The organism is Roseobacter sp., assembly GCF_045106495.1.
Classification (GTDB): domain Bacteria; phylum Pseudomonadota; class Alphaproteobacteria; order Rhodobacterales; family Rhodobacteraceae; genus Roseobacter.
Genome location: NZ_JBGCEQ010000054.1, coordinates 16482 through 36591, shown reverse-complemented (window position 1 = coordinate 36591; position 20110 = coordinate 16482). Strand labels below are relative to the sequence as shown.

The 20110-nt window shown below is 55.6% G+C and carries 16 protein-coding genes; 4 read left to right on the top strand and 12 right to left on the bottom strand.

What is annotated here, in order from left to right:
* A partial coding sequence (locus AB8B75_RS21120; protein ID WP_405365043.1) for a GntR family transcriptional regulator occupies positions 1-818 on the top strand: 818 nt, incomplete at its 5' end.
* 8 nt (positions 819-826) lie between these two features.
* On the opposite strand, the gene AB8B75_RS21115 is transcribed toward AB8B75_RS21120, so the two are convergent.
* Together AB8B75_RS21115 and AB8B75_RS21110 are read right to left on the bottom strand one after the other, a co-directional pair.
* Positions 827-2053, bottom strand: coding sequence for a PotD/PotF family extracellular solute-binding protein (locus AB8B75_RS21115; protein ID WP_405365041.1), 1227 nt, complete (start codon positions 2051-2053; stop codon positions 827-829).
* A 980-nt stretch (positions 2054-3033) separates the two neighbouring features.
* Positions 3034-3768, bottom strand: coding sequence for a winged helix-turn-helix transcriptional regulator (locus tag AB8B75_RS21110; RefSeq protein ID WP_405365039.1), 735 nt, complete (start codon positions 3766-3768; stop codon positions 3034-3036).
* A 156-nt stretch (positions 3769-3924) separates the two neighbouring features.
* Here AB8B75_RS21110 and AB8B75_RS21105 point away from each other — a divergent pair, with 156 nt between their 5' ends.
* The 3 genes from AB8B75_RS21105 (at position 3925) to AB8B75_RS21095 (ending at position 7433) form a co-directional block, all read left to right on the top strand.
* Positions 3925-5346 carry an FAD-binding oxidoreductase gene (locus AB8B75_RS21105; protein ID WP_405365037.1) on the top strand — a complete coding sequence of 474 codons (1422 nt, stop codon included), beginning with the start codon at positions 3925-3927 and terminating at the stop codon, positions 5344-5346.
* 1 nt (position 5347) lies between these two features.
* Entirely contained in the window at positions 5348-5992 is a 645-nt protein-coding gene (locus AB8B75_RS21100; RefSeq protein WP_405365035.1) for a hypothetical protein, read from the top strand.
* A 664-nt stretch (positions 5993-6656) separates the two neighbouring features.
* The gene (locus AB8B75_RS21095; protein ID WP_405365034.1) at positions 6657-7433 is read left to right on the top strand and encodes a class I SAM-dependent methyltransferase; all 777 of its coding nucleotides are present in this window, start codon (positions 6657-6659) and stop codon (positions 7431-7433) included.
* A gap of 187 nt (positions 7434-7620) precedes the next feature.
* Here AB8B75_RS21095 and AB8B75_RS21090 read toward each other — a convergent pair whose 3' ends face one another.
* The 10 genes from AB8B75_RS21090 to AB8B75_RS21045 form a co-directional block, all read right to left on the bottom strand.
* Complete coding sequence (locus AB8B75_RS21090; protein WP_405365032.1) at positions 7621-10755, bottom strand: efflux RND transporter permease subunit; 3135 nt, start codon at positions 10753-10755, stop codon at positions 7621-7623.
* 4 nt (positions 10756-10759) lie between these two features.
* Positions 10760-11926 (bottom strand): efflux RND transporter periplasmic adaptor subunit, encoded by a 1167-nt coding sequence (locus tag AB8B75_RS21085; protein ID WP_405365030.1) that lies wholly within the window; start codon positions 11924-11926, stop codon positions 10760-10762.
* Positions 11927-12018: 92 nt separating this feature from the next.
* Positions 12019-12903 carry an ABC transporter permease gene (locus AB8B75_RS21080; protein ID WP_405365028.1) on the bottom strand — a complete coding sequence of 295 codons (885 nt, stop codon included), beginning with the start codon at positions 12901-12903 and terminating at the stop codon, positions 12019-12021.
* Positions 12900-13958, bottom strand: a complete 1059-nt coding sequence (locus tag AB8B75_RS21075; protein ID WP_405365026.1) for an ABC transporter permease — start codon at positions 13956-13958, stop codon at positions 12900-12902. The genes AB8B75_RS21080 and AB8B75_RS21075 overlap by 4 nt, the downstream gene beginning before the upstream one ends.
* Before the next feature lie 8 nt (positions 13959-13966).
* On the bottom strand, positions 13967-15466 hold the full coding sequence (locus AB8B75_RS21070) for an ABC transporter ATP-binding protein (RefSeq protein WP_405365024.1): 1500 nt from the start codon (positions 15464-15466) through the stop codon (positions 13967-13969).
* Positions 15463-16557: a BMP family ABC transporter substrate-binding protein gene (locus AB8B75_RS21065; protein WP_405365022.1), complete on the bottom strand. Its 1095-nt coding sequence runs from the start codon at positions 16555-16557 to the stop codon at positions 15463-15465. Before AB8B75_RS21065 ends, AB8B75_RS21070 begins: the two co-directional genes overlap by 4 nt.
* Positions 16558-17943 carry an amidohydrolase gene (locus tag AB8B75_RS21060; protein ID WP_405365020.1) on the bottom strand — a complete coding sequence of 462 codons (1386 nt, stop codon included), beginning with the start codon at positions 17941-17943 and terminating at the stop codon, positions 16558-16560. It abuts the gene before it with no gap.
* Positions 17940-18551, bottom strand: coding sequence for a glutathione S-transferase family protein (locus AB8B75_RS21055; protein WP_405365018.1), 612 nt, complete (start codon positions 18549-18551; stop codon positions 17940-17942). The genes AB8B75_RS21060 and AB8B75_RS21055 overlap by 4 nt, the downstream gene beginning before the upstream one ends.
* Entirely contained in the window at positions 18548-19384 is an 837-nt protein-coding gene (locus AB8B75_RS21050) for an aromatic ring-hydroxylating dioxygenase subunit alpha (RefSeq protein ID WP_405365016.1), read from the bottom strand. Before AB8B75_RS21050 ends, AB8B75_RS21055 begins: the two co-directional genes overlap by 4 nt.
* Positions 19381-19980: a Rieske 2Fe-2S domain-containing protein gene (locus AB8B75_RS21045; RefSeq protein WP_405365014.1), complete on the bottom strand. Its 600-nt coding sequence runs from the start codon at positions 19978-19980 to the stop codon at positions 19381-19383. The genes AB8B75_RS21050 and AB8B75_RS21045 overlap by 4 nt, the downstream gene beginning before the upstream one ends.
* Positions 19981-20110: the final 130 nt, after the last annotated feature.

Below are 20110 nucleotides of genomic sequence, written 5' to 3'. Positions count from 1 at the left end.
AAGACATGGGGCTTCTTGAACGTTTCGAAGGGCGTGGCTTCATCGTTACCGGTGCACGTGAGCCCAAGCGTATCGTTGTTACTCACCAGATGCTGGGTCTGGACAAGGAACTCGTCCAACGTCCTCAACCAATGGCTTCCCAACGCATCGCGCGGACTTTCGAGGCATCCATCGCTCAAGCGCTACCCTTCGGGCTTTACCGCGTCAACGAACAGGCTGCGGCAGACCATTTTGACGTCAGTAGAACCATCATCCGTGAGTTGCTGTCACGCTTTCAGGATCGTGGTCTGCTTCGTAAAGATTTGCGGTCTCATTGGGTAGTCGGGCCGCTAACAGCACAGGATGTGGCACATTACTTTGCTATTCGAGCCAGACTTGAACCTCTGGCCTTATTGGACAGCGCGCCACTTCTATCGCAAGACCTTGTTTCGGACATGCAAGTGCGAGCGCGCTCCGCTATGAAAACCACTGATGATATCACCCTCAGCGACTTAAACCGTCTTGAGACCGACTTGCATATCACCTTGCTGTCAAAGAGTCCCAATCCCCACCTGCGTCGCATGATACATCAAAGCCAGATCGCGCTTTCCGTCAATCAAGTTTTCGCCGAAACCGTTGGAACCAAACCTTTTTCGCTTGCACTGATGGAACACTGCGTTGTGCTTGAGTTCCTCATTCGCGGTTCCTGGAACGCAGCCGCAAATGCTTTGGAAGAACACCTGAATCTGTCTGCCGAGCGCACACGTAAACGGCTAATGGCGTTTTCGGTCTTTCCAGAACCCGAATTGCCAGATTACCTACGCCGCGTGTCTGACTGAGGCGTTGCTCATTGGTTGATCGCATGCGCCCATCTACGCATGAGGTAGTTGTGTTCGGTCATGACGGAATCCCAGACAACGACTTTGCTCATTCGCTCGTAATAGCTGCCCCCTTCGCGCTTTTCACCTACCGCATAAATCTCGCGGCCCAAGGGGTCACGGATCGGAACCTTAGCTGGGGTCCCCTCATACCAAAACGCCCATTCCTCTGCGCCCAGTTTCTCACGAACGGCAGAGTGGTTCGCCATGTAGGCACCGTTTCGTGCAAGGATCGCCCCCGGCGTGCCGTCTAACCACCAGTTCAAATATTCATACGCCGCATCACGTTCACGTCCATCCAGATGCGCTGCCAAAGAAAGACCACCGAACCAGCCACGACACCCTTCCGTTGGTACAATCATGCGCACGGGAATACCTTCCGCCTTTAGACGAATTCCGCCTGACCACCAAAGTGAACCAATCATTGGCGCCCCTTGCATCATCGCCTCAATCGCCTCTGATTCATCATTCCAAATCCGGTGAAATTGCCCCGCGGAACGCAATTTCGACAGATGGGCAATCAAAGTGTCTATTTCCGCCAAAGACAAATCCGCCATGTTGGCGGGGCGCATTTGACCCGTTGCCTGTAACGCAAGCAACATGTCAAATGCACCAATCGCGGGGTCAGATTGCAAAATGACCCGACCTGCGTATTTGGGATCAAGCAATGCCCCCCAACTCTCTGCATCTTCATTCCCTAGAAGGGCAAATCCATCGGCATTGTGAACCGTTGGCAGCATGCTAATCCGCTCGGTTGGCACGTTGCTCAACCCACCATCCAATTGCACGTAAAGCTGATGTGACGGATCAGCGCCCGCCAGGCGCACGTGTTCTGTGCTAAGGCGGCCCGTTTTGGGAAGATCATTAATTTCATTCCAGCGCGCCAGGCGATTGATTTGCAAGGGCTGTAGGGAGCCTGTGGGCCAGATCAGATCCAAGTCGTGAAACCATTGATCATAAATGTCAAAACTCTTTGGCAGCAACGCTCCACGTTGCTGGGCGGCGGCCCCATCCAGCGTTATGAGATCAAGCTTGATACCCAAGTCGCCTTCGGCGGCAGATTTGACCGCACTCACTTGCGTAACTGACGTGCCAAGAACGCGCAAAGCCGCAAGTTCTCTATGCACGGCAGGCGCAGTTGGCTTTGGGTTGCCGCCACTTACTTTCACCTCAGACGCGCCACTTGAGTTGGCCATTAAGCATTCCTGTCTGTTTCCTGACCCTAAGGTACCACTGGTTTTTGGGCGCATTGATCCAGAGCAACACTCGCCTGTCAACTTGCGTTTACGTGGATAAGATCCGCATAACCGCCGAGCCCACGACAGAGCACGCCAGAAGTCGATTTCACGTTGCGCACATAGTGCCCACAACGACACTTAACCCACTGAATTTATTGGCCAGGCCGATCAATTCATCGCTTAACTGACGCAAAGAGCGTGGTCCAAACGTCGCCGCCCACCCAGAGTAAAAGTTTACCAAGATCGTTTGCGCTGCAATGCAGCTTTTCGAGACCAGACATGCGGCTTTCATAGCCTTCCAGTTAGAACAAGCGTTGTCAGTACGGGCCTTACCTCACCTTTTCAGGCCAATTGATCGGTTGTGATAACTTTCCACAATCCGAAGCGCTTTTTTCAATATTCCGCCAATTCAGGAGACGTCCCGAATTTTGCAGCTATTTCTTCTGCCTATTTTCCGGACTTTACGAGATCTCGGACATCCGGCTCCGATAACAGGCAGGCTGATGCTAGGAAATATACGTGGTGCTCTTCGGAACTGTCGTACGTTCTGCAGTAGGCATCGCCAAGCTTTGCAACCCAGTAAGCTTGTACCCTAAAAGAATGTGCCTGCAGTCCTCCAGGTTTGTTTCCCACTGACCATCGAGAGAATGGCTGTCGTCACGAATTATCGCGCAAGTATCTTCGGTGACATCGCGTGGCACACTCATTGCCGACCATTCATTGCAAGCTTGGGGGGCAAGTGTGGTCAAATTGAAAACCCAAAGCGTAAGTTTCAGCCGACATCCGAATACGTTCTCGCAGCGGCCCTGACTCACCTTGTCGTCGTCAGAAAGGCGTGTTAGCCGGAATGTTGAACAATTTGTTCAAGAACTTTGATAGTAAGTTCATTGGCTGGCGTCCTGTTCAAAATCTCCTAGAGTTCCTGCTTCTTAGACGAATTAAACGGTCTCCGTTGTTTGCTCATTATTGCCGATACGTGCTTCGCGCCCCACCTCGCGCGGAAAGGGGGACAGCGCACTCAGCATCAGCCAATCCGGAAGCGCCTTTTGCACCTCGCGCGGGCCGTCAAGACGAATGTGGCCTGCGGATATCTCCTGTCGAAGATCGCGGAACCCGCGCCAGGCCTCTATAAAGCGCCGGATTTCGGCATGAACCACAACGTCTGAGTCGTATCCGGGATACTTGAGACACATATCCGCTTGCCCTTTCTCTACGACAAGCCAAAATCGGAAAATGCTTTTTTGATATCCGCTGAACGCAAATTCCATAACCGTTCGCTCTTCCGGCATCGCTTCGACATTCAGCCTTGTGTGCATACTCCAGGCCAAAAAGGCGGGGTCCAGGTCTTCGTGTTCCATGTCGCGGGACCACTTTTGCCCCCATACAGCAAGGCTCATAATAATCGGATCGAGATCGCGTCCAGCATTGGTCAGCTCGTAGGAATAGCCGCGTTCGTTTTCCAGCGGCCGCCGCGTAATCAGCCCGCCCTGTTCTAATTGCTTGAGGCGCTGGCTGAGTAACGTCGCCGAAATCTTCGGAACGCCGCGGTGAATTTCATTGAAACGGGTACAGCCGTCAATGACCCGGCTTATAACGAGCAAGGTCCAGCGTTCGCAAAGCAGCTCTGCAGCGAGGGCAAAAGGGCAGTATTGTCCGTATCCTTTGTAGGGCATTAGAGAGATCCCGTTGAATTATCTTGATGGCCACCAAAGTCGGGCAAACTTCGATCCCATTCAACTACAGAATATGGAGTGCTGCAGATTTCTTAGTTTAAATCGTCGCCGAAATTGCGACTTTAGACTCCAGCGCAACGGAATGGAGATATCATCATGGCTCCGGACGACCATTATGACTTGAGCTCTGCCCTTGGCAAAATTGCGATTTTGCGAGGAAGCGCAGAATATGAAACGCGCAGAAAGGTCTGGAACGACACGATTGACCGTTACCCGTCCATGATCTGCGCCTGCAAGACGACAGCCGACGTTCAGCGGGTGATTGCACAGGTGTCGCAACTGGGTAGCGCGGTTTCGGTTCGTGGCGGTGGCCACAATATTGCTGGCACCGCTGTGGGCGAGGATCTAGTCATGTTGGACCTGTCAGATATGCGGCAAGTCACTGTCAATGCAGAAAACCGCCGTGCCTGGGTCGCGGGCGGGGCGACATTCGCAGATATTGATGCCGCGACTCAGGAGCATGGGCTTGCGGTCGCAGGCGGTGTTGTGTCCTCGACGGGTGTGGGTGGGCTCACACTGGGTGGCGGGATCGGGTGGCTCGCGCGCAGGCACGGGCTAAGCATCGACAATCTGCTTTCGGCAAAAGTGGTTTTGGCCGACGGGCAAAGCGTCGAAGTCTCGGACAGCCAAAACACCGATCTGTTTTGGGCTCTGAGAGGCGGTGGTGGCAATTTCGGTGTTGTGACTGCGTTTGAATTCCGCGCGCATCCAGTAGGGCCAAATGTGACGTTTGGGCCAACTTTCTTTGATCTTGAAAATGCTGAAACCGTTTTGAGGTCCTATGCTCAGCACTCGAACAACCTGACCAGAAACGCCTGTGTCTGGGCCAACCTGATGACAGCGCCACCCACTCCTGCACTTCCAGCGCAATGGCATGGGCAAAAAGTGCTGATACTCATGCAGTTTCATACCGGAACCCTGAAACAAGCACAGGCGGACCTTGCACCGCTCTACGGCGGGGTGCAGCCCTTGGGATGCGCGCTGGCAGTGCGCCCGTACATGGAAGCGCAGAGTTTTCTCGATAACGCATACGCATTTGGTGCGCGCAATTACTGGCGCACCCACAACCACATAGAACTGACATCTGATCTGATCTCTATGCTGGTGAACCTGGCATCGAAATTGCCCACGCCGGAATCAGAATTGCTGATCTGCCAACTGGGCGGCGCGGTACAAGATTTATCTGCAGATGCAACTGCCTTTGCCCATCGGGATGTATCCTTCATCTCGACGCCAGGTGTGCGTTGGCACGATGCAGGACAAGACGCTGAAATGATCAGATGGCTGAAACACGCATCAAGCCGGATCGCGGCGCATGCTGCACCCGGCGCTTATGTCAATTTCATCGCAGAAGAGGATGGCGTGAGCGCTGCATACCAGCACCATTTGGATCGTCTTCGCGGGATCAAACACCGGTACGATCCGAACAACATGTTCCGTGTAAATCAGAACATTACTCCAGCGCCGCCACGCGGCAGTCACGGCCCCACCCAACGCACACACAACAAAGGAGACTGACATGTTACCTTACCAGACCTCCGCCAGAGTTGCTCTGGCGGCAACGTTCTCGATTTGCCTGACGATTGGGACAGCAACCGCTGGTGAAATGTCGCACGGTATGGAGCATATGGCGACCGAAACGCAGCCCGCGCAGCCTATTGCCGATACAATCGCGAAGCTAGAAGCCAACTCAAGAGGCGTGCGGATGTCGGTGTATACGCGAGAATTGGTTCCAGGTCATGTGACCACCGCATGGTGGGTCATCATGACGATTCCCGAGGCCTGCTACGCAACGCCATGCCCGGCCGAAGATGTGATCGGGCGCGCCGACGAAGTTGGCACGCAGATCGTTTATGCCGATGGCGCGATCAACGCTGCGGATGGAACGGCCAGTTTCGCAGCGTATCTGCCTGCAGGTGCGGTCCCAAACGGCTGGTATGATCAGGATGTCCCCGATCCCCGGAAAGCGGAAATCCATCTGGTTCTGAATGACCACGGGCCGCTGATCGAGGAGATCGCCGCCTCCATGCTTACCTCGTACCGGGGCGGCTGTTCGGATGAAAGCCTGCCACCACCGTTTCCAGCTAGCGCTAAATCGGACGGTATTGCCGGTCCCAACCAATGTGCGCTGATCCAGGATGCAATCTTTGTTCAGGCGCAATAGTTCAATAAATGCAAGGAGTTGTCCTATCAAAACGTTGACTAATTCTACCCTTGCCGCTCTGGTCGATCAAGGCCGGGCTGTTGCTTCACTGATAGTGACGTAAGGGGATGCGATCCGCATGGCGCGTAGTTTCCCAGGTTTGGCGCAACCGCTTTTGAGCCGACCAAGAACCAGCTGTGACGGTTAACTCAGAATTTGTTCGGCGCTGGGGATCCCGTCGTTTTCGTCATTGAAGCGAAGGTATTTTTGCCGCCTGCAACGATCGCAACTTGTCGCAAGGTGGCATAGTCAAAATTTTGGTTCTTGCGGGCCGCTTTTGCACTCTTTCCCATGCTATTTTATGATGGAACCGGGAATAGCAATTGAACACTGCGACCCGCAAAGGTCAGTGGTTTCGAACACTTTGAAACCACGCTGGCACCAGTGCCCTTGCCATCAGGCAGAGCCTTGTGTTGTTCCCGCTGATGGGAACCCTGGGTCTGGACCCTACGCGCCTAGGCAAGACCACCCATGGGTACGTATGCTGCTTTTGGCACTGATGTGGCCTGAATCGAACAGATGCGTATCGGGGTTTGATCCAAAACGCCCAATGCGTGCAAGTTGCCTTCGTGCCTATTGTCGGGTCGAAGATACACGCAAAGAACAAATAGGATTGGAAAAACCAATGAAACGCGACTATCTGGCCATCAATCGGGGCACTTGGGACGACGATGCGATCAATTGGGTCGAGACTGGCGAACGTCTGTGGAATGCCAAGGAACCGGAATGGGGCAACTGGGGCGTTCCAGAGGCACAGCTCAACCTGCTTCCCAAGGATCTTTCCGGGATGGACGCCATCGAATTGGGATGCGGTACGGGCTATGTATCGGGATGGATGGTGCGCCGTGGCGCGCGTGTCACCGCCATCGACATTTCGTCCGCCCAGCTTTCCACCGCCCGGCGCTTGGCGGAGCTTCATGGTGCAGCGATTATCTTTCTGGAAGGTAACGCCGAGGCCACAGGCCTCGCACACGGCTCCTTTGACTTTGCGATCTCAGAATACGGCGCGGCAATTTGGTGCCAACCGGAGCTTTGGCTGACCGAGGCTTGGCGCCTGCTACGTCCGGGAGGCAGGCTGGTCTTTCTTGGAAACCACCCATTGTCTCTGATCTGCACACCGCTGAACGGCGCGCCTTGCGACACAATTGTACATCGACCTTATCGCGGAATGTGGGGCGCGGACTGGACTGAGGTTGAGTTCGATCCAAGCGGAATAAGCTTTAATCTCACCATCGCGGATTGGTTCAAGCTTTTCACAGAGATCGGCTTTGTTGTGGACAATTACCTAGAACTCTACGCACCTCAGGACGCGCGTGATGTCAGAGCCGGCATTCCAGCCGAGTGGGCTAAACTGTATCCGGTTGAACAAGTGTGGTTCCTGAGAAAACCAGATGCGAGATAAAAGCCGACGTTGGCAAGAAAGCGGTCGTGCAGTTCGCTTTGGCAAACAAAGTGCCGAAGCAAGCCTTTAGCGGAGGACTGGTTGGTCAACTACCTCAAACAATGGCGTTTCGAGCCGCCATTTTAGGGGTCTACCAACCAATTCCCGGTACTTTTTTCGGGTTTCTCTGTGGACGGTTTTGACGTTCTCACGCAGATCGATTTTCAACAGAGCGGTTGAAAAATGCTTTGATGCGTTCGCGCATCGATTGCAGCAAAACGTAAAGTACCGGTACGATGATCACGCCTATTACGGTTGCACAAAGCATTCCGCCGAAAACAGCGATGCCGATGGCTTTCTGGCTGGCTGCCCCCGCCCCCGACGCCGCCAACAAGGGAACCACACCCAGGAGAAACGACAAGGCTGTCATCATGACAGCACGAAACCTCTGACGCGCGGCTTCCAGGGCAGCGTCCCGGATCGAAGCACCCCTCGCGCGTTGCTCCATCGCAAACTCAACAATCAAAATGGCGTTTTTGGATGCGAGTCCAATGAGCATGATCATCCCGATCTGCGTATAGAGATTAACATCACCCGCAGTCACAAGCACCGCAGCCAAAGCCCCAAACAATGCGATCGTGACGGAAAGCAGAATACCCAGCGGCATCGTCCAGCTTTCATACTGCGCCACAAGAAACAGATAAGCCAAAACAATGGCCGCAGCCAAAATGAAAACAACTGTGTTACCCGCGCTCAATTGCTGTTGGGCCGTGCCAGTCCATTCATACCCATAACCCGGAGGCAGCGCCGTCACCGCCTCATCCTGGAGCACAGCGATGGCATCACCAGTGGAATACCCACGTGCCGGTACGGCTGTGACAGTTGCCGCACGGAACAGATTGTAGCGATTGAGCAGCACGGGACCGAGGACTTTTTCTACGTCGATCAAGGTCGAAAGTGGCACCATTGCGCCATCGGCGGAGCGCACATGCAATCGCCCGATGTCATCAATGTTGTCGCGGAAATCACCCTCGGCCTGGATCATGACCTGGTAGACTTTACCAAAAAGGTTGAGGTCATTCACATAGATGGATCCAAGATGGGCTTGTAGGGTCAGAAAAACATCGCTGACCGGGACACCCAGCGTCTGGGATTTTTCGCGGTCGAGATCGACGAATATTTTGGGCACATTCGCGCTGAACGTGGTGTAGGCCTGCGCGATCTCAGGTCGCTGATTGGCCGCGTATACCAGGGAGCCCACGGCCGCGGAAAGATCTGATGCAGCGCCGCCGCCAGTTTGCTGAACCTTCATCTCGACACCGGCACTTACGCCCAACCCGGTAATGGGCGGAGGGCTGAAGGCAATGACATTTGCAGAAACCTCCTGACCCGCGATCTGATAGATCTGCCCCAGAATGCCATCAGCGCTCAATTCAGGGGTCTGTCGTTCGTCCCAAGGCACCAGGTTGACGATGATCATCGCGCTGTTTGAACCCGTGCCATTCAACAATCCAAATCCGCGCACCTGAACCGTATTGGCCACGCCAGGCAATGCCGAAATTTGGGTGTTGAGGCGATCTGCTACTGTCTCGGTGCGTTGCAAGGCCGCGGCATCAGGCAGTTGGACGTCGACAAAGAGATACCCGTTGTCTTCCAGCGGCAGGAACCCTTTTGGCAAAGAGCCGACCATCGAGCCCGAGCCTATGCCAAGCACGATCAGAATTACGAGACCCAGGATCGGCAAGCGGATCAAGCGTCGCACAATACCTGCATATGCGTTCCGCCCGCCATCCACGCCTTTTTCAAAAACGGCCAACACCCCTTTCGGCGGTCCCGAACGCGGTTTGAGCACCAGCGCGCAGAGCGCCGGAGACAATGTCAGCGCGTTAATCGAAGAAATGACAACCGCCACAGAAATGGTCACCGCAAATTGCGAAAAGAGTTGGCCGGATATACCCGGCATGAAGGTCACCGGAACAAAAACCGCCAACAAGACAAGGGTGGTTGCAATCACCGGCGTGGTGATTTGGGTCATTGCCTTGGCGGTGGCATCTCGGGGGCTGAGCCCCTCCTCCGCGATAAGACGTTCCACGTTCTCAACAACCACGATGGCGTCATCGACCACGATGCCAATGGCCAGCACCAGAGCAAAGAGGGAGATGGTGTTTAGCGTCATTCCCATCAAAAGAAGAAAAGCAAAGGTGCCGATCAGGGAAACCGGGATCGCAATCGTCGGGATCACAGTGGCGCGGAAACTGCCCAGAAAGACAAAGACAACCGAAATCACCAAGATGAACGTGAGGATGAGTGTAGAGACCACGTCATTCAACGATTGCTCTACAAAGTTTGTGCTGTCGAAGGGCACTTCGTAGGTCATATCTTCGGGAAAAGCCCGCGACAAACGCTCAAGTTCTGCATAGACGCCTGCCGCCACGGCCAGCGCATTTTCGCCCGGCGCCTGATAAACGGCAAGCACAGTGGCCGGGTTTTCCTGGTAACGCCCGGTCACGCCGTAGTAGCTCGACCCGAGTTCGACGCGCGCCACGTCACGCACTCTCAAAACGCTGCCAGCTTCCCCTGTGCGAATGATGATGTTCTCAAACTCTTCGACGGTTGACAACCGACCCTGCGCCGTCACGGCATATTGAAACTGCTGACCGCTCGATACGGGCGGCGCGCCGATCTGCCCGGCGGAGACAGTCAAGTTCTGTTCGTTGATCGCTGAAATGACATCTGCAGGTGCTACACCGAGGCCAGTCATCCTGTCGGGATCCATCCACAAGCGCATGGAATAGGCAAAATCCGTCATCACTTCAGCCTTACCGACACCGGGCACCCGGGCCAACGCATCCTTGATATTGATCGACGCGTAGTTGGACAGGAAAACCTCGTCATAGGTATCGTTTGGGGAAAACAGGGTGGCAACGAGCAGCATGCTCGTCGAGGATTTTTCCGTCACGACACCGGTCGAGATCACCTCGCTTGGCAGCCCGGAGGTCGCTTGTGTCACCCGGTTTTGGACGTTTACCGTCGCAATTGTCGGATCTGTGCCAACGCCAAAGGTGACAGACAGGGTGTAGTTTCCGGAATCCGAACTGTCTGAGGACATGTAAATCATGTCTTCCACGCCGTTGACTTCGGCTTCAATGGGCGCGGCCACGGTATTCTCGACCGTTTCTGCGTCAGCCCCGGTGTAGGAGGCCGTCACATTCACCACTGGAGGCGTAATGTTTGGGAATTGCTCAACCGGAATAACCAAATAGGCAATCATTCCCATCAGGGTCAGAACCGTCGAAATGACGATGGCCATTTTCGGCCGGTTGATGAAGACGGTGGACAGCATAACCTCAGTTCCCTTCGGTTGTGCCGGCAAGGACAGCATTGACCTCAACGCCAGGTCTCACCCGCTGCAGACCTTCGACAACGACACTTTCGCCATCTCTCAGCCCGTCAGCCACAATCACATCTGTTTCGATCTGCGGTCCCAGCACCACGTACCGTTGTTCAACAAGTTGCCGATCCGTAACCACCAACACAAAATCACCGCGTTGATCCCGCTGCACTGCATTTTGCGGCACAAGAATACTCAAGGTCGGTTCCAGGGCTTCGATCACGACCGACACAAAGCTGCCGTCCAGGATCAACTGGCGGGTATTTTCAAATACGGCCCGCACGGCAATTGTCCCGGTCGTAGGATCAATTCTGTTGTCAATAAAAACAATCTCACCGGCCTCATCCAGGGTCTCTCCCCCCGGCAGAACGACAAAGACATTTGGCGTTTCGTCGTTTGCCAGCAGTTCCTGCATTCCGGTGTCAAGCTGTTCGACAACCCGCAGCAATTGCGGTTCGGACAGCGAAAAAGTGACGTACATTGGCGACTGTCGCACCAATGTTGCCAAGGCACCTGTCGAAGGACCGACAAGCGCACCGAGACTGACGGCGGATTTACCGATGCGCCCGGAGAAAGGCGCTCTGATTTCTGTGCGTTCCAGATCAAGTTTGGCTTTTTGCAAGGCTGCTTCCGCCGCCCCAACGTCCGCTTTTGCGACCGCAGCATTTGCCAAGGCGATGTCCAGCTCAGACTCAGCGATAACGTCCCGGTTCAGAAGTTCCTGCTTTCGGTCCAGCTCGATTTCAGCCAGCTTCAAATTGGCTTTTGTGCGTTCCAGAGAGGCCTGTTCGGCAGCGACGGTCGCCACATAGCTGTCAGGCTCGATTTCAAAAATGAGATCGCCCTCTTCGACGGCGACCCCGTCCTCTACCACAATTTTGGTGACCGTACCCGTGACGCGGGCCACAAGGTCCGTTTGAGCAGAGGCTTCACCGCGTCCGACAAAGGTTGTCTCGCGCGTGATTTCTTTACTGTAAGCCGCTGAAATCACAACTTTTGGCGCTTGAGCCTCGCCTTGCTGAGCCTGCGCTGAAACCACCAAAATGCAAGAAGCAAAAAGAACGACCGCTACCCATGCGATAGGTTTTGCAAAATACGCCGAAACTTTTCTCGTGTCTGTCATGAAACTTGCCTGCTGCTTTTTTGACTGCGGCAACTTTGTCGTCATTGGGTTGAAGACACAAGGCTCCATTCACTTGGAAGATGACTGGTTTTTCATATCTGCGCGCCTGATCGGCGGCGGTTGTTGGAAATCACCACAAGCATCAAGACTGTCACAACATAGGGCAAACTCGACAAGACCTGAGACGGGATGGCAACGCCAGCAGCCTGAGCGGTCAATTCGCCCAATGACAAGACGCCAAAGAGCAATGCGCCAAAGGCCACACGTCCGGTTTTCCAGGTACCGAACACCACCAACGCCAGCGCGATCCAGCCGCGACCCGCGATCATGCCGTCTGCCCAAAGAGGTGTGTAGACAGTGGAAGCATAGGCGCCAGCAACGCCACACATGCCGCCCCCAAAGGCCACGGCTGCCGCGCGGATGGCACCGACCGGATATCCGATCGCGCGCGCGGCTTCCGGGTTTTCGCCAACGGCCGTGATGATCAGGCCCAGTTTAGTCTTGTTCAAAACATACCACAATGCGCCTGTTCCGATCACCGCCAGCCAGACAACAATGTCCTGGGTCAAAAGCGTTGGACCAATGACGGGAATTTCGGACAACCCTGGTAGGCCCAGCTTGGGTAATCCCGTGATGGTCAAGCTTTCATAGGTCTTGCCGAAAAGAGCCGATAAACCGAGGCCCAGAACCCCAATGGCCAATCCTGCCGCAACCTCGTTGGCGCGCACGATGATGACCAGAAATGCGAAAACCATGGATAGCAAGGCACCCACCAAGGCTGCTGCCAGAAAGCCAAGCCCGCGTGATCCGGAATGATAAACGCAGATGAACGCGATGGCCGCACCGATGGCCATCATGCCTTCGAGGCCGAGGTTCAAAAGGCCCGTCTTCTCGACGACCATCTCGCCCAATGCTGCAAACAGCAACGGCAAGGCGGCGGCCAGCGTCCCGGCCAGAAGAAACTCGAATGCACTCATGCGGGCGACTCGCGTTCGATCCGAATCTGAAAGCGGATCAATGTAAAAGTAAGCAGATAGAAACTCAGTAACATGCCCTGAAAAACCTCGACGGCGGCCACGGGCAGACCTGCCGACACTGTGGCGCTGTCGCCGCCAATGTAGAGAACCGAGATCAGGAAGCTTGATGCAATGATACCCAAAGGGCGTAGCCCGCCGACATAGGCCACGATGATGGCCGCATAACCATAACCCGTTGCCACGGAGCGCTGCAATTGGCCCAGGGGTCCCGCCACCTCGCTGGCGCCTGCGATCCCCGCAGCAAGCCCGCCGAGCGCCAGACTGAGCCAGATCATACGTGGTGCGCTAAAGCCCGCATAACGCGCGGCCTTGGGCGCCAACCCGGCAGTACGCAACTGGAAGCCACGAAAATGATGCTCCATCATCAGGTAGGCGAAGGCGCTGGCGATCAATGCAAAGATCAACGAGATGTTTGGGCGCACCCCTTCAAAGAGCAAGGGTAGCAAAGCGTTTTCCGGGAACATCACGGTTTGCGGAAAATTGAAACCGCGCGGATCCTTCCAGGGACCCAGCAGCAGGTAATTCAGCACTTGCGCCGCAATCAGGCTCAACATCAGAGTGACAAGAATTTCCGACGCACCAAACCGGGTGCGCAGCCCGGCAGCGATGCCCGCATAGGCCATGCCTCCAAGCCCACCCGCCAGGATCATCGCGAGCAGCATCAGGGGTAAATTGCCATCGGGGAAAAACACTGGAAATGCAGAGGCGCAGATCGCGCCGATGATAAATTGGCCCTCCGCACCGATATTGAAAACATTCGCGCGAAAACCGATCGCAAGCCCTTGAGCGATAAGAAGCAAGGGTGCCATCTTGAGCAGGACTTCTGAAAAGCTGTACCAACTCAGGAATGGTTTCAACAAGAGCGCGTGCAGCGCCTTGCCCGCCGGGATTCCTAAAAAAGAGAACAAGATCAAGCTGGTCAGGCATGTCAAAATAAGAGCCAAAACCGGCGCACCGAGCATCGCCAGCCGCGAGGCTGCGTCACGCCGGATCATTCGCAGCTTCACGCGACAGCACCGATCATATAGGCACCCACTTCTTCCATGGAAGTTTCAGCCACTGGCAACGCGGCTGACAACCGCCCTTCATGCAGAACATGCAGGATGTCGCAAATCTCGAAGAGCTCTTCGAGTTCTTCCGAAATCAAGAGTATGGCCGCACCCGCGTCGCGCATGTCGAGCAACCGTCGACGGATGGCCGTGGCGGCGCCGATATCAACTCCCCATGTTGGTTGGGAGACCATCATCACATCGGGTGACAACATGATTTCTCGACCCAGAATGAATTTTTGCAAATTGCCACCTGACAAAGCCCCTGCTTCCGTTTCCGGCCCCGGCGTGCGCACGTCGAATTCCGCGATGCAGCGTTTGGTGAAGGCGCGCTCGATCTGACGTTTGATAAAGCCCGCCCGCACCATGCCTTGACGATGTGCCGTCAAGAGACTGTTGTCGGCCAGAGACATTTCGGGGACAGCCCCGCGCCCCAGACGTTCTTCGGGCACACAGGTAAAGCCGAGATCCCGGCGCTCACGCGGGCCCATACGCCCTGCGGATTGCCCCATAATAGAGATCATATCCGAATGCGACGCGCGCAATTCCCCTGAGATCAACGCTGCCAGCTCCTGTTGGCCGTTCCCTGAAATCCCAGCAATGCCAATGAGTTGCCTCGCATGCAGGTTCAGGTTGATCGCCTCAAGAGTGGTTCCGAATTGGGTGGCACGCGGATGGGTGAGCGCCTTTACTTGAAGTCGCAAATCGCCCGGCGTCTTTTTGTTTTTGGCCGCCAGCGAGGGCATCTCGCGCCCGATCATCATCTGTGCCAGCGCGCGTGCGTCATGTGCGCGTGGGTCGACGCGACCGGTAACCTCTCCGCCTCGCAAAACCGTGGCTTCATCGCAAAGCTCACGTATTTCTTCCAGTTTATGCGAGATAAAGAGGATCGCGGTGCCATTCGCCTGCAGCCTCCGCAGGGTCTCAAACAACAAACGCACGCTTTGCGGAGGCAGGACGGATGTCGGTTCATCCAGGATGAGAAGCTTGGGATCCAGCAGCAGGCAGCGGATGATCTCCACGCGTTGGCGTTCTCCCACTGACAGGGTGTGAACCATGGCAGTCGGGTCTACCGCCAGCCCGAACCTGGACCCTAAATCGCTGATTTTATGTGATAGTTCAGAAAGCGTTCCCGGCACCAAAAGCGAGACATTTTGCACGACATTCAGTGTCTCGAACAAAGAGAAGTGCTGAAACACCATGCCGATCCCCAGCGCCTGAGCATCAGACGGCCGATACAATTGCACCGGTTTGCCATTCCATCGGATGATGCCCTCGTCCGGGCGTTCCACACCGTAGATCAGTTTCATCAGCGTTGACTTGCCCGCGCCGTTTTCTCCCAGAACAGCGTGGATCGACCCTTGCTTGACGCTCAGATCGATCGACGTGTTGGCCTGAACAGTACCGTACCGCTTTGATATCCCGGACAGGCTCAGGATTGCGGGAAGCGTCACGAGGGCAGCGGCGTGGTCACACCCGCGACATGCCAATCCATGCTGATGATTTCGCCATCTGTCATGGCCACACCGTCCGCGACCCGCTCCACGCCGGACTGATCCGCCAGAGGGCCCTCGAAGACCACAAAACTACCGTCACGTATGGCGGCTTGCCGTTCTTCGATCATGGCGATGACATCTGCCGGAATGTCCGGGTTCCAATCGGCGGTGTAGACGATGTCGTCTTCCATCCCGAGCCAGAAATTCTCGCCCGGATAGGCCCCGGCGACATGGGCATCCACCAAGCTCTTGAAATGAGGACCCCAATCTGTGCCCACAACGCCTAAGTATTTCTCCGGCGCATAGCTCTTCATCGAGGAGTTCAGATTCCATGCGTAAATACCGGCCTCTTCAGCCACGGCTATGACGGATGGCGTGTCTTGTGCATTGGAGAAAATCACATCAGCGTCTTGCGATATCAGGGCCTTGGCGGCTTCTTGTTCCGAGGCCGGATCAAACCAACTGTTGACCCAGACAACGCTCATTTCAATCTCAGGATCAACCGATTGCGCCCCCAGCATGAAAGCATTGATCGAGGTAATCAGTTCCGGGATTGCAAAGGCACCGACGCAACCCAGCTTTTTCGATTTGGTCAGCGACGCGGCCGCCATCCCCATCAGATATGTACCTTGCCAGTATTTCGCGGTGAATGGCGCAAAGTTTGGTTCTGTAAGGAAACCGGAAGCGTGGATAATCGATACATCCCGGCGACGCTTGGCGATCTGGATCCCGCCATTCTGGTACCCGAAGGACCCAAGCAAAAGAACGGTATTGCCTTCATTGACCAGCCCGTTGGCGATCCTGTCGGCATCGGGGCCTTCAGCAATGTTTTCCAGCACGGTGACTTCGATCTTGTCACCATACGCTTCTTGCACACTGCGCACCCCTTCCATCAGCGTGTGCGACCAGCCGACATCTGCCTCCGGCGAGGGCAAAACCACCCCCATTTTCAGCGTGTCTTGGGTCAGTGCGCGCATCGGCAGCGCAATGGCTGTGGTGGCCGCGAGCGAGGCTTTTAAGAATGAGCGGCGTTTGACGTTTTGTGACATTTAAAGTCCCTCTGTGTTTGGCAGTATTGTGTGAAGTGTTGCTTCGGCGGCGGCAAAAAGCGCGCCTTCGTCAAGATGTGGAAAGGCACCATCGCGCCAGACAACGCGCCCATTGATCATCGTCAGATCCACAGGCGCGCCGATACCGACTTTGGCAATCAAGCTGATCGGATCGTGACGCGTGCCCACATAATCCAGTTTGCGTGTATCGATCGCAAAGAGATCTGCTGCCATGCCCACCCGTAAAGCACCGATGTCAGAGCGCCCGAGCAACGACGCCCCACCCTCCGTCGCGTAGGACAGAAATCGCGCGGGTTTTGGCACCGGGTCTACGCGGCTTTGAGCGGCAAGACATTGCAACATGTAGGACGAATGCACGCAGTGCATGAGGTTGGAATTGTCGTTTGACGCGGCCCCGTCACAACCCAGCCCCAAACGCAGGCCCAAGGCCTCCATGGCCGGGATATCAGTCACCTCGGCGCCCACCAAATAGACGGGTTCCGGGCAATGCGACACCCCCGTACCAGAGGCGGCCATTTGGGCAAGCTCAGTGCGCGACAACTCCCATCCATGGGCGTAAAACGTATCAGGACCCGCAAAACCAAGCGCTTCGCAATAGTCGACCGTCCGCATCCCATGGATCTCTTCAATCACCGGGCTTTCACCTTCGCCCACATGACTGTGCAGGATTACGCCCTTGTCGCGCGCCAGGACTACGGATTGAACAAAAGTGTCGCGATAGCAATTCACCGGCTGGCACGGTGCCACAGCAACCTGCCGCATCGCGAGAGGCGCGGCGTCGTGGTAGGCGTCGATTACCCGCTCGCAATCGGCGATGAAGGCGTCGGTGGTCTCCAGCATCTCATCTGGAATGGTGCTGCCTTTGGACTTTGGCAGGGTATTGCCCCCGCGCCCTGCATGAAAACGCATGCCCATGAGTTCTGCCGCTTCGAACTGGCGGTCAATGATGCGCGATCCGGCATGGCGCGGAAAGCAATACTGATGATCAAAGGCCGTGGTGCAGCCGTGCTTGATCAACTCGGCCATCGCCACCACGGAGCTGTAGTAAAAACAATCCTCGGTCAGCCGTGAAAAGATCGGGTAAATCCGGTCCAGCCATTCGATTACAGAATAACGTGTCCAATCCAGCTCCTCTCGGTTGCGTACGAAACACTGAAAAAAGTGGTGGTGTGTGTTCACAAGCCCCGGGTAGACAAAAAACCCCGCGCCATCGATGACCTCCACCCCTGCTGGTGCCGATTGGCTTAGATCCGGGCCGATTTCTAAAATCACGCCGTTGTCACACAGAATGTCCTGGCCCCAAAGCACCGCTTCGGAAGCAGAGGTGACAATAGCGTCGCAGCCTTTGAACAGCACCGCGCTCATCGGCTTACCTCTAGTTCGTGCAAGCGGTGGATGCCTGGCATTTCGATAAACCCGGGCAGAGACCTAATGGCGCGCATCCACAGCCGAATAGATGGGTAAACGTCAAGGCTGACGCCACCGTCAGGGGCCAGCGCCACATTTGGAAAACACGCGATGTCCGCAATGGTAGGAGTGGCGCCCGTCAGAAAGATGTGGTTGTCAAACCGCTGTTCCGTCAGGTGTTCTTCAAGCTGGCGCAGCTGTTTCACACCCGTGCGCCTCACAGCCTCGATATCCGCATCGTAGCTCAGGATGTCGTGCAACCGTGCGAGGCCGAGGCTTGCGTTCAGATCCTGCGCAAAAGACAGCCATGCCGCGTCGTCTCCCCTCCATGTCGGCGCGTCCTTTGTCAAATGCGCCAGCATATCCGCGCTCTCTGTCAGCACCCGTTCACCGTCGCACAAGATCGGCAAGGTTCCGGCGGGGTTCAACGCTAACATTTCGGGCGATTGATGCTCTCGTGCAGGATGGAAAATCACAGCGTGTAATGTCAGCCGCTTGCCCAGAAGAGCCGCCAGCAGACGTACCTTGTAGCAACTGGCGCTGAGGACGTAGTCGTAAAGGATCATGCCGCCACCAGCTGCGCACCATAGGAATAGCCGATCCGTTTGAGCCAGCGCCGATAGGCAACAGATGTCATATCCGCTTGCGTTGGCACTTCCATGCCAGGATCAAGCGGCAGCTTTCGGGGGATCTGGTTTTCCAGGATCGACCGGTCCTGCATGAAGATCAGCTGCTGGAAACTGACCATTTCCGCCATTGTGCTTTCGTCATCATAGAGCGCCATCCAAGGCCAGACCTCGCACCATTCCTCTGTCAGAGGTTGAACAAAAAGGGTGATCACATCCCACTCCCCAGGACGCGGCGGGCAGGTTTTATAGAGTACTGCGCAAGTTGGCGCTGGCACCCGGTACATGTACTCGGTGGTGATGCCCGCGGCGGCTGATTTCGCGGCCTGTGGCTGGAAGAATTTCACTTTGGTCGCCCAAACCTCATCTTCCTCCTCGCGGATATCCACCTCATAGCGCGACACTTCGGTATGCGGTTCGGCCCCCAGAATGTCGGTATGCACAAAAGGAAAATGCGCGATGTCCAAAAAGTTCTCAACCGCGCGCAGGGGCGAACATTTCACGCGCACCGAACCTACGTCGACCAATTGACGACCCGGCGTGTTCGCCTCAGGGATCGTGAAAAGATCACATTTCGGCTGGCCTGGGCTCGTCCAGAGGTGGCCGAACCGCTCAACCGTCGACAGACTTTTCCCAGCCTGATCCTCGACCCAGTACTTCGTGCCATCGCGACCCACAGTTATGGGGCACCCCAACAGCAAAGTTTGGCGCGCCGTATCAATGCCCGACAGCAAGCCAACCGGATACCAATGATTGTCAACGGCGGGCGTCATGTGTTTTCCTCTAGCTCTTTGCGCATTTTTTCCAAATGGCGCGAAACCTGTTTCAGATCCTGATCGGGGTTGGCCAGGGCATGGAGCATGCAGCTCGTGTTGCCTCTTGGCTGTAGTGCAAGCGCCAAATCAAAAACCCCTCCGACAACAATCACCGACGCAGGCGTGCATTTCAACTTGGAGGCCAAAACTTCGGCGGAAGTAGCAACCTCCAAGGATCGAACAGGCAGGCGTCCCCCCAGAGACGGCGGTGCCTCAGATGTGGGCTGCAAAGCGATCCAGACCATCCCATCCACTTCCATACAGGCATAATCTTGGGCGCAGATCGTTTTAGGCGGCGTCAAAATCGGATGGGCCGGAATGTACGCACAGGACCCCGACTCATCGTACTGCCAACCGTGGTAGATGCATGCCAGCGTTTCACCCCGCACGAACCCATGCGACAAGCGCATACCGCGGTGCGGACAGCGATCACCCCAGGCATGAAAAACGCCCGATGCACTGCACCACACGGCCAGATCCACGTCCCCTACCCGGCGCGGCGCGACCGTACCGGCTGGTATATCTGTGCGCAATCCGACAGCGACCCAGTCCACAAAACCCCCAATTATCCAGCTCCGAACCTAATGGAGCAAAAAGTTGAACATCAAGGCATCTGACCAATTTCTGTGCACATTCCACCCGAGGTTGGGTGTAAAACAAAGCATTGCTGAGAAGTTAGTCAAT